Genomic DNA, 11,506 nt, shown 5'->3' with positions numbered 1-11,506 from the left:
GCGACGGGGAGTTTTTCATCTCGCCGACGATTCGTCCGAACCACCCCTAAAAAGATGAAAAACCACTCTAAAACTCTATTTTCTATAGTACTCCCTATGAGGTGCTTTTACTCTATCTTCAAATTCTTTAACTGAACCAAACGGTTGGTCTCCTTTATTTAACGCCTCTTCTGCAAGACTAACAGCGAGTTCAAGATATTCTTTTTCTTTATTTGTCAGCATAATTATACTCCTAATCCTTTCTATACTTACTTTCTATTCTAGTCTGAAACAGATTATAAATCACTGAATTGAGTCAGGCATAAGTCCAACCTCGTCTATTATTTTATAATTTTGAGTTTAAAAATATCTCAATTAGGTAATTTTAAGAATAAGGAACACTGCCGTAACGGTTTTTGATTAAGTTCCTTAAATGGGACCTGTTAGTAATTTTGCTTTAATTACTACATATTTGATAGGAGAAATTTAAATGAAAAAGTTTTGGATGGTCCTGCTGGCCCTATCTTTTATAACGCTCGTTGCGTGTTCTTCTAATGAAGATAAAGACACGAATACTAGTAATGAGTCAGCGGACGAAAAGACAGAGGAAGTTGAGAAAGAAGAATCGACAGACACTGAGGGCGAAGAGAATAGTGAGTCATCTAAGAAACCTGAATATGATGAGTCGAAAGCTACGACTAACATCATGAAAAAAGAAGCAGACGGCTTACTTAGTACAATCGAAATGAAACATGCAGATGACGTATTACTAGAACAAAACCAGGTCACTGAGGGCGAATACAGCACACTTGGTGTGAAAGACAAAAAAGAGGCACAAGAAAAGGTTAAAGAATTCGGTGATGAAGAAAAATATAAAGACCAAGAAGGTGTCGAATACTCAGTAGAATTTAATGATGATACTTTCATCGAAACATTCAAAGTCGACTACACAGTCGCAGATCTCAGTGTAGTGTCATCACTACCTGACTCTGGTACAGAATCACAGTTTGTAAGCTATGAATTAAGTGTAGATAACTTTAAAAAACAAGGATATTATCTTGAAGGTGAAGAATCGACTGAAGTATTCCTTCTTGAACAAGAAGGCTATATTTATGAAGTATCTGTTTTACAAGACGGAAACAACAAAATTTTAAAACAGACAACTTATAACGAACAGTCATATGAATCGCTTGGCTTAGCAGATAAAAAAGCTGCAGAAGAACAATTTAAAGATATCACAAAAAATTATGAAGAGTTAAACAAACTTGACGGTGTGAATTTTGATATGAAATTCGAAGATGATAAATTCACAGTAGAAGGCGTCATGGACTATGAAAAAGTTAAAGATCTAGATAAAGTTCTTCAGTTAATGGGTATTGAGCAAGTAGATGAAAGTGCTAAAGAAGAAGCACGAAACTACACAGAAATCGCGATGGCCCTTCTAGGAAGCGGATTAGAACATGTAGAAACAAAGAAATAATATAAAAGCACGCAAGCTGAAGAATCCTTCAGCGCGTGCTTTTTATTTGAAAACTAATCCTTCTTATACGCAACCATCCCTGCACTTACAAAAAATAAGATTCCTGGAATGATGTAAAATAAAAATAAGAATCCACCCAGTTTTTCTGGTATCAGTGCCGCGAGTAGCATCATTACAAAGCTAATAACTAACATTGTAAATATCGTATTTCTCATTTTCATTGTAAAACCTCCAACTCTTAATATGTATATAAATTATACCCATCTAAACGATTAAAAACTAGTTCGCTTGGAACTAGGCTTAAATATCTATTACATCATCCCTGGCATAAGATAGTCAGTAAAATAGCATGAGATGATCTCTCAACAATCCATTGAAATCAAAAATATTAAAAAAAGAAAATAAAATAGATAGCTTTTAAAAAATTCATTCCCATTTGGAAAAATAAAAAATATTTGACAAGATGAAAATTGAATAGAGAATCAACATCAATTTAGGATAAAAATTCGAAATGTAAACCATGAGTATTTAGAGGATTATCAAATTAACAATGATTATAATACAATAGGTGAAGCAGTAGATGCACTTATTGCAGAAAACGTGAATTAAGTAATTTTAATTATATTATTAATATATAACGAAAGTTGTGATTTCAAAAGTTATTAAGTGTGTACAAGCAGAAGCAGAAAAAGGATAGTAGCGTGTGATGAAAAAACTATATGGCGAATTCAATACTTTTACTGTAAAGGATATCGAGGTCAGGTTCAAAATAAAAATCATAATTTTATAAATCTATTCGCTGACATGTATCTTGCACCATATGTATCCAACACGAACTAAATAACATCCTGCAAATGTTTAATGATTGGAATAACGAATTGATTAAGTTACTGGATTTGTACGATAAGAGAATGAACTTAGTCGTTCATAAAATGAACGAAGATGAATATTAAAAGTGCCCACGCAGAAAAAATTTTGCGTGGGTATTATTGCGTCCAATTAGTTAAGATTTACTTCTATTTTTTTCTAGTAACTCTTTGTTTGCTTATCTTTTTTCTTTTATTGTACTAATTAAAGCTATGATTGATATTCTATAACAAGTTACTAACACTTTTTAAATAGATTTCAGATAGTAAATAGAAAGAACATAAGGTGATTTTGGCCCCACTTATCGTGTTGGGGTTAGGCAAAGCCTAAAAATCGATAAGTACATACTTTTTGCTCGGTCACGAGTATGTGACTGCCCTTTATTAACTTAACAAAAGATTTTAATCAATCTATCATTGAAAATATTTCTTTTAATTAAATAAATATTTTTTTCTTCTCAGAGTAAATGCGGGCTCTGTCCCTTCAAGTACATCAATAATTTTGTTCCGAATTTCTTCGCTTTCAATACTCCCTGCTGTATAGGTTATTTCATTTTTAGATTTATCTATTGAGGAGTGTATGACTTGTTCAGCATCACAAGCTATTGCAATGTTTGGATTGTGTGTAACAATTATAACTTGTCTTCTTTTTTTAGCTTCAATTATACAAGGTACTAATCTATTATATACTGATTCATTGTCTAGATTATCTTCTGGTTGATCAATTATTATTGGTTCTTCTCCTTTGTTTAGCGCCAAATAAAAAACTAATAATACAATGCCGCGTTCACCAGGTGACAATTCAGATAGCTCTCTTCCAGCATAATTAAGATTAAATTCAACACCTAGGTAATCTAGATTACAGAGTTGCCTATAAAACCCTTCCCTATCTTTTATTATATCGAATGATTTATCAAGATCTTCTGAAACAACTTGCATTACATTATCTATAAATTGCATGACACCCTCAAATTCCGAGAAATTAGCTTCTTTTATAAATTGATTCATCTTAACGTATGCATTATTTTTCCCGTTAAATATTCCTGAATAACTATGATTCACATATGATAATATTTTTGATGGTAAATCGGAATCTTTTTGAACCAAATTAATTTTAAATTCAACACTTTCATCCACATAATTTAATAAATTAGTAAGCTCATTATCAATCGGTTGATAAACTTGAGAGTATACATCAAACAATCTACTCTTTTGTTCAAATAATTCTTTTATCATAGAATCTCGTTTCTTTTTCCATAATAAATATTCATTAGGATATGTCTCAGCAATTTTCTTTATTATGCCTTTGTAATAATATAATGTATCTACCTCGTCTTCAGAACCCTCAAGTTTAACTTTCTTTTCTTCCCATTCCTTTAAATCTTCTAGATATTTTTGATATTCCTTTTCTTTAGCATCTGATTTTTCTATAACATTTTTTTTGATTTGTTTTTGTTCTGTGAGCTTTTTATAAACTGATTCTTCATTAGGATGGTCGGAGTCATCCAACGCTTTTTGTAACTTTTCCTTCTTTAGCGATAACTCTTCTTGCTTACTTAACAACTTACTTTTTGGCGTTGTATATTGAACTATAAGTTCTTCATCGCTATTATTAAACACTTCATTCTTAACATTTTTCAAAGTATTATTAATATCATTTATTGAATTTTCAATTATTTTCACTTCGGTTATCGCATTATTTAAAATATCTAAGTTTACATTGATTGTTTTCAACTCTGTTTTATATGTTTCAATATTTTCTTCTAGTTCTAAAATCCTTTCATCGCAATTTTTAATTAATTCATCGTCTTCCTGACTCAATGAACTTACAGGTTTTTTGATTTTTTTTGGTTTATTCTTTATATGTCTATTCAATAAGTCCTGATATTTATCAAGATTTTCTTGCATTGATAGTTTATATTTTTCTGTTAATTTATTTTCAATACTGACTATATGCTGATTAACATCATCCATTTCATTTTGTATTTCCTTGGCTTTTGCTAGATATGCATGTGACTTATTTCTTATTAACTCTTCTAGTGAGTGAGCATTTGCCTTTTCAGTACTATCTACATATGAGAAAATCACTTTATTGATTTCCTCTTGGAACTCATCACCCAAATCTGTGCAAACTCTTTCGATAAATTTTTGAGGCAAATACTGTGCATATTGAACTTTTGTTCCTACTTCTGAATTTTGCAAGGTATTTTTAGATATTTTTTCTCCGTCTAACCAACTTATTACACCCGAATAATCTTCCGCATATTTATGTGGCGCTTTTCCAAACCTATCGTCATTTAAAAAAGAAGCCTCTGACATAGAGTTTGCCGAACATAAATGACCTATTATATCCGCAAAAGCACTTTTTCCGTTACCTTTATTACCTATAATAACTGATAAACCATTGTTTATAGGCATCTGATAGTTAAACCAATTAGATTCAGCGTTTCTAGCATCCTGATTTCGTGTTATATGAACATAGTCAATATAAGAACTTTTATTCTTACGAGTTTTATCTAACTTATCTGGAATTTCTCCAACAAAAACTCTTTCTTCTGGATGATTTATCGCTTGTATTAGTCCATCAAATGAAGTATCTGCTTTAATCCATAACTTTTCTTTTCTATTATATTGTTTTGGATTGTGATTATCAGAACAAATAATCAATGGCTTTGGACCTACTTTAGGCAAAACATGTGTTTGATATTCAATTATATCTTGTTTTTTACCTAATTCAAAAAAATGAATCTTTGACGCAATTTCTTCTTTAATAGCCATATTTACAGGCAGTGCATTTGTTATTACTTTATCTAAACCATTTGTTTTACTTCCGGTATGAATTGATAATAGTCCATTATGCATCTCACTAAACTTAACAATATCATTAAAATCCCAATATATTGTATCGTTTGATATTTTTGATTTTGCATTTTGTTCTAACATAATCGCATCGAACGATGTAGATAATTTAAATAAATCGCAGTCTTCAGGAAATATTATAATTATATGAAGGTTTGAAGCACCTTTATCACACCTTAATTCAACTCCTGGGAAAATAACTACATCATCCTCTGATAACTCTCTTAATCGTCTTATTCTTTCTACATCAATCAAAAAATGATCAGTGATTGCAACGGAAGCTATATCATTATCTTTCCATGCTTTTACCAATAATTCATCTGCGTCTTCACCTTTATATGCATCAAATGATGAAGCTGTATGTACATGTAAGTCCCATTGTCTCCATTCTGAACCTCTACTAATACTCAATTTAAATCCCCCTTAATAAATTAATTTCTTTAAATATTGTTCTCCGCCATCAATTCTGCCTGTTTTACTACTGTTTCCACTGCCATCTTTTGCAAATCTGGTGGGTAACCGTATTTCTTTAATAATCTTCTTACAGTGATGCGCATCTTTGCTCTTGCTGATTCACGTAAGTTCCAGTCTATACTCATGTTCTCTTTAACAGATTTTGTAAGTTCATGTGCGATTGCTCTTAATACTTCATCACCAAGAACTTCTTCTGCTGTATCATGTGAAGAAAGTGCATCATAGAATGCAACTTCTTCTTTAAGCATGCCATGATTTTCTCCTATTTTATATGACTCATTCATTTCTTTTGCTAGTTCAATCAGTTCCTCAATGACTTTAGACGTCTCGATTGCACGTTTATTGTACTGGTTAACTGCATTTTCTAGCATCTCCGAAAACTTCTTTGCTTTAACTAAATTCGTTTTCTGAACGGCTTTTATTTTCCCTTGTAACAGACGATTTAATAGTTCTACTGCTAAGTTTTTCTGAGGTAATGCTCGAACATCTTCCAAAAACTTATCCGAAAGTATTGATATGTCCGGGCTATCCAATCCTAGCGTTTCATATACATCGACTACTTCTTCAGAAATGATTGACTTTGAGATTAATTGATTAAGTTGATCATCAATTTGTGCGGTTGTTTTCTTGCCACTTCCTGATGGTATGAGCTTCATTAAGCCTGACTTAACCGCTTTAAAGAATCCTATTTCAGCGTTTAATTCTTGTGCTTCTGGCTCTGTCGAACATAAAGCAAATGCTTTAGATAATTCAGTCACCGTCTTTATGAAATGTTTCTTATCTTCTTCACCTAACCCAATAACAAAATCCATAGTTTCAGTAATAGCTTTCATTCGCTCTGATGATTTATCTGATAAGAAGTGATCATAATTATGTTGATAAAGCATATCTTGAATAATTTCGACTTTTTCGAGCATAAGGTCAACTGCAACTGATATGTCGATGCCTGTATTTTCACGATCAGATTCTGTATATTGCTTTAAAGCTTCTTTTAAACTATCCGCAATACCTATGTAGTCGACAATTAGTCCTCCTGGTTTATCTTTAAACACACGGTTAACTCGAGCAATCGCCTGCATCAAGTTATGCCCACGCATTGGCTTGTCCACATACATTGTATGCATAGATGGTACGTCAAATCCTGTTAACCACATGTCACGAACGATAACAAGTTTCAATTCGTCCTCATTATCTTTCATTCGACGTGCTAAAAAGTCTCGACGCCTTTTGTTACCAATATGTTGCTGCCAATGTTCAGGATCATTTGATGCGCCTGTCATGACAACTTTGATTACACCTTTATCATCATCATAAGAGTGCCACTCTGGTCGAATTCTTATGATTGCTTCATATAAAACAATTGCAATACGACGACTCATGACAACGATCATCGCTTTACCATGAATCGCTTTTTCTCTATTTTCATAGTGATGTACAATATCTTTTGCTAATTGCTCCACGCGACTTTCTGCACCTGCTAATGCTTCTAAACGTGACCATTTAGATTTCAATCGTTCACGATCTGACTCTTCTTGGTATTCAGTAATTTCTTCATAGTCACTATCTATATTTAGGTCTTCAGGTAATTGAAGCGGGATAATTCTACTTTCATAGAAAATACGAACCGTAGATTCATCTTCTACTGATTGTGTCATGTCATAAATATCAATATAATTACCGAATACAGCTGGCGTATTCTTATCCGCCATTTCAACGGGTGTACCAGTAAATCCTATGAATGAAGCATTTGGTAGTGCATCACGCATATATTTTGCATAGCCATATTTTGTTGCAATATCTGAATCATCTTTTTGCATTTCTGCTTGGAAACCATATTGTGTTCGGTGAGCTTCATCTGCCATCACAATCACATTCTTACGTTCCGTTAAAGCATCCATTGTGCTTGTACCTTCTTCAGGTGCAAACTTCTGCATCGTTGTAAAGATAATTCCACCTGATTCAACTGCTAGTAAATCTTTTAAATCTCTTCTATTTTCTGCTTGCTTCGGTGTTTGACGTAATAAATCCTTAGACATTGAAAAAGTTCCATACAGTTGATCATCTAGATCATTACGGTCTGTTAATACAACGACGGTTGGATTATCCATTTCTAATACAAGTTTCCCTGTGAAAAATACCATCGATAAACTTTTACCAGATCCTTGTGTATGCCAAATGACCCCAATTTTACGGTCACCCTCTGCACTTGAAGCTCGTTTTGCTTGTTCAACTGCTTTATTGACTGCGTAATATTGGTGATATGCAGCAACGATTTTAAAGGTGTTCTCTCCATCTGATTGGAACACAACAAAGTGACGTAAAATATCTAATAGTACCTCTTTTTTAAACATTCCACGCAATAATGTTTCTAGTTGAGGATTTGACGTAGGAGCAATAGTCTCTCCGTCTTCTGTACGCCACATCATAAAACGTTCTTCATTAGCAGTAAGTGACCCTGCCCTCGCGTTGACTCCATCACTAATTACTAAAAAGGCATTATAGTTAAACAGAGATGGAATTGTACGCTTATAAGTCTGAATTTGGCGAAATGCTTCTGTAATCCCAGCTTGCTCATTTGTTGAACTTTTCAGTTCAATCACGACTAATGGTAGGCCGTTTACTAAAACTACAACATCTGGACGTTTATTATTTTGACCCTCAATGACTGTAAATTGATTCACTGCAACAAAATCATTATTATTCATATTTTCAAAATCAAACAACCATAATTTTTCAGTTGAATTTCTACCATCATCTGTTCGATACTCTACATCAATACCATCTGTCACGAATTTTTGGAAGTTACGATTGTTTACAATTAAGCTAGGAGATTCAATCATAGTGACTAATTGAATCGCACGTTCAATCGAACTAGAAGAAGCTGACGGATTAATCTTCCGTAAAGCTTCCTCTAAACGATCATGTAAAACAACTTCTTGATAAGACTCACGCTCTGGATATTCCCCATCTACGGCAATATCTGGCCCATGAAGCGTTTCATAGCCTAATGCTTCTAACCATTCAAGAGTCGCCTGCTCCAGATCATCCTCATGAAATTTATACATCATCCGTCACCTCCATGTCATCTGGTAGTTCAACCTCACCTGATAGTAATTTAGGTAAGAGTGTATCTCGTATATTTACTAATCTGATGTTTTCTTCAGATAATTGTTGTTGTTTTAATTGTATGCTCGAAAAGACATTATGGAATTTGTTTAATTTTTTATCATCAGGTACTAGAATAATAATATTTTCTAAATCTGGTTTTGATAGTCCAGATATAACGCTACCTGTAGCTTGCGCCTTTAATCTATTAATACTTCTTAAAACAAAATGGTATAGTAATTCTGAGTATTCTCTTTTATAAGGTCTTATAGCAGCAACACCACGTCCTAAGGCATATTCTGAATCAGAATATGTAAGATTTCCTATAGTAGCTCTGATGCATAATATTAAATCTGATTTTATTGATATTCTCTTAGGATCACTAGTATATCTTTTTGGCGCTAATGAACTGCCATTAAAATCAGCCGCTCCATTCAATAAGGGTAAACCTTCTCCTTCTTCGTTGTATGTTGAGCTTTTAGGCGACAATCCCATAATGAGCTTGGAGATCTCATTGAGTTTATTTAAATTCCATCCCTCTGGTATCATCCCAAGTTCACTTTCAACCATTTTTCCACCACTTGATTTGTATGGATTTCCTTCTTCATTCGGAAATTCAAAATCAACAAACCAACGTTTGAATAAAATTTGGGCGAGTTCCTCTAGGTTATTTTGGATATTAAAATTATTATTTTCCTTTTCATATATCGCATCTAATATTCGAGTGATTTTATTTTGAATTTTTAATGAAGGCAATTGAACTTCTAAATTCTTTAAAGAATTTATAGTAATAGCTTGTTGAGTTGAGCCAATTGTAATTTTATTAATTTCATTTTTTCCATATTTTGATTGTAGCCAGTAGTAAATATATTTATTATTAACAACTTCTCTAAAATTTTTTAACCAGGTTAAATTTCCATCTTTAAAGTAAAATCTTTCTTTAGAATTAACAATATATGGTACACCTAAGGTACCTACTGATGTTAATAGTATATCTCCTTCTTCTGGTGCTCCATGTTTTTCTTTAATTTCCTTATATCTATCATAAGATATAAATAAAGGCTCTTTTATTTCTTTTCTATTATGTTTTAAAATGATCTCTTTTGAGCGATAAAACGGTATCCCTTCTTCAACATACTCTTTAGCAAATATTCTTTTACTAGAAGAAATATCGCATAGTTCACCTAATTTAACTTTTTTAAACTTCATACCCAATCCCCCCAAGTGCTTCACGGATTTGGTCTTCTAGTTTTTTCGATTCTTTAAATTGCTCAGCAAGTTCTGTTGTTAAACGTTCCATTTTTTCATCAAATGGTTCACCGTCGTCTTCCGCTTCTTCGAGTCCTACATAACGACCAGGTGTTAAAATATAATCGTGTTCACGTACTTCTTCTAACTTAGCTGCTTTACAGAAGCCAGCAATATCTTCATATGTTTCATCATTTGTTCCACGCCAAGCATGGTATGTTGTTGCGACTTTTTGAATGTCTTCCTGTGAGAATTCCTTTAACGTACGTGTCGCCATATGACCTAAATTTCTCGCATCAATAAATAAGATTTCACCTGAACGCTCACGTTTACCATTCTTCGCTTTATTTTTCGTAATAAACCACAAACAAACAGGGATTTGTGTAGAATAAAAGAGTTGTCCTGGTAATGTGACGATACATTCTACAAGATCTTCCTCAATTAACTTTTTACGAATTTCTAATTCAGATGACGTATTCGTAGACATGGATCCATTTGCTAAGACTATACCAGCTGTTCCAGTTGGTGCTAACTTTGATACCATATGTTGAAGCCAAGCATAGTTCGCATTTCCTGGTGGAGGTGTTCCATATTTCCAACGCAAGTCATCTTGAAGACGCTCTCCACCCCAATCACTTATATTAAATGGAGGGTTCGCTAAAATATAATCAGCTTTCAAACGCTTATGTAAATCGTTATGGAACGTATCTGCGTTTTGAGATCCTAAGTTAGCGTCAATTCCACGAATTGCTAAATTCATTTTTGCGAGTTTCCAAGTCGTTGGATTTGATTCCTGACCATATACTGCAATATCACCAAGTTTTCCTTGGTGTTCTTCAACGAACTTCTCACTTTGAACAAACATACCTCCAGAACCACAGCACGGGTCATAGACACGTCCTTTATATGGTTCTAACATTTCAACAAGTAGTTTTACAACTGACATTGGCGTATAGAATTCTCCGCCACCTTTTCCTTCAGCACTCGCAAATTTACCTAAGAAGTATTCATAGACACGTCCTAATACATCTTTAGAACGACTCTCTTTATCGCCGACTCTAAAAGAGAACATATCAATAGTTTCACCAAGACGTGTTTTATCTAAGTCTGGTCGTGCGAAGTTTTTAGGTAACACACCACGTAAACTTTCGTTTTCCTTTTCGATAGCGATCATTGCTTCATCAATGATTTGTCCAATTTCAGGCTTTTTAGCATTTTCTTTAATGTAAGACCAACGTGCTTCTTTTGGCACCCAGAAAATGTTCTCTGCTAGATATTCATCTTTATCTTCTGGATCTGCCCATTCTTCATCTTGTAATTGCTCATACAATTCTTCAAATGAGTCAGATACATACTTTAAAAATAATAAACCTAATACGACATGTTTATATTCCGATGCATCCATACTCCCGCGAAGCTTGTCTGCCATCGCCCATAGCTTTTCCTCAAATCCAATATTTGCTGACATAATAATTCCCTCACATACACTCATTAA

The 11,506-nt window shown here is 33.3% G+C and carries 7 protein-coding genes; 1 reads left to right on the top strand and 6 read right to left on the bottom strand.

What is annotated here, in order from left to right; genetic code table 11:
• Positions 1-75: 75 nt before the first annotated feature.
• The gene (locus HMPREF3029_RS09310) at positions 76-222 is read right to left on the bottom strand and encodes a hypothetical protein (RefSeq protein WP_168165484.1); all 147 of its coding nucleotides are present in this window, start codon (positions 220-222) and stop codon (positions 76-78) included.
• 247 nt (positions 223-469) lie between these two features.
• Here HMPREF3029_RS09310 and HMPREF3029_RS00125 point away from each other — a divergent pair, with 247 nt between their 5' ends.
• Positions 470-1,459 carry a DUF1307 domain-containing protein gene (locus HMPREF3029_RS00125; protein WP_070709135.1) on the top strand — a complete coding sequence of 330 codons (990 nt, stop codon included), beginning with the start codon at positions 470-472 and terminating at the stop codon, positions 1,457-1,459.
• A gap of 53 nt (positions 1,460-1,512) precedes the next feature.
• Here the strand turns inward: HMPREF3029_RS00125 and HMPREF3029_RS09305 are convergent, their stop codons facing one another.
• The 5 genes from HMPREF3029_RS09305 to HMPREF3029_RS00105 form a co-directional block, all read right to left on the bottom strand.
• A complete protein-coding gene (locus HMPREF3029_RS09305; RefSeq protein ID WP_168165483.1) occupies positions 1,513-1,680 on the bottom strand; it encodes a hypothetical protein in 168 nt (55 codons plus the stop codon).
• Between the two features lie 1,077 nt (positions 1,681-2,757).
• Positions 2,758-5,595 (bottom strand): TrlF family AAA-like ATPase, encoded by a 2,838-nt coding sequence (locus HMPREF3029_RS00120; RefSeq protein WP_070709133.1) that lies wholly within the window; start codon positions 5,593-5,595, stop codon positions 2,758-2,760.
• A gap of 29 nt (positions 5,596-5,624) precedes the next feature.
• Positions 5,625-8,723: a type I restriction endonuclease subunit R gene (locus tag HMPREF3029_RS00115; protein WP_143875105.1), complete on the bottom strand. Its 3,099-nt coding sequence runs from the start codon at positions 8,721-8,723 to the stop codon at positions 5,625-5,627.
• The gene (locus HMPREF3029_RS00110; RefSeq protein WP_070709129.1) at positions 8,716-9,972 is read right to left on the bottom strand and encodes a restriction endonuclease subunit S; all 1,257 of its coding nucleotides are present in this window, start codon (positions 9,970-9,972) and stop codon (positions 8,716-8,718) included. The genes HMPREF3029_RS00115 and HMPREF3029_RS00110 overlap by 8 nt, the downstream gene beginning before the upstream one ends.
• Positions 9,962-11,479 (bottom strand): class I SAM-dependent DNA methyltransferase, encoded by a 1,518-nt coding sequence (locus HMPREF3029_RS00105; protein WP_210400765.1) that lies wholly within the window; start codon positions 11,477-11,479, stop codon positions 9,962-9,964. Before HMPREF3029_RS00105 ends, HMPREF3029_RS00110 begins: the two co-directional genes overlap by 11 nt.
• Positions 11,480-11,506: the final 27 nt, after the last annotated feature.

The organism is Nosocomiicoccus sp. HMSC059G07 (genome assembly GCF_001815515.1).
Lineage (GTDB): Bacteria > Bacillota > Bacilli > Staphylococcales > Salinicoccaceae > Nosocomiicoccus > Nosocomiicoccus ampullae_A.
Note: the sequence above shows the minus strand (reverse complement) of the source record. Positions and strands in the feature narration are given on the sequence as shown.

Bases quoted from the DNA above. Each gene is read 5' to 3' on its own strand.
- HMPREF3029_RS09310 (WP_168165484.1), bottom strand. From the start codon at position 222: ATGCTGACAAATAAAGAAAAAGAATATCTTGAACTCGCTGTTAGTCTT.
- HMPREF3029_RS00125 (WP_070709135.1), top strand. From the start codon at position 470: ATGAAAAAGTTTTGGATGGTCCTGCTGGCCCTATCTTTTATAACGCTC.
- HMPREF3029_RS09305 (WP_168165483.1), bottom strand. From the start codon at position 1,680: ATGAAAATGAGAAATACGATATTTACAATGTTAGTTATTAGCTTTGTA.
- HMPREF3029_RS00115 (WP_143875105.1), bottom strand. From the start codon at position 8,723: ATGTATAAATTTCATGAGGATGATCTGGAGCAGGCGACTCTTGAATGG.
- HMPREF3029_RS00110 (WP_070709129.1), bottom strand. From the start codon at position 9,972: ATGAAGTTTAAAAAAGTTAAATTAGGTGAACTATGCGATATTTCTTCT.
- HMPREF3029_RS00105 (WP_210400765.1), bottom strand. From the start codon at position 11,479: ATGTCAGCAAATATTGGATTTGAGGAAAAGCTATGGGCGATGGCAGAC.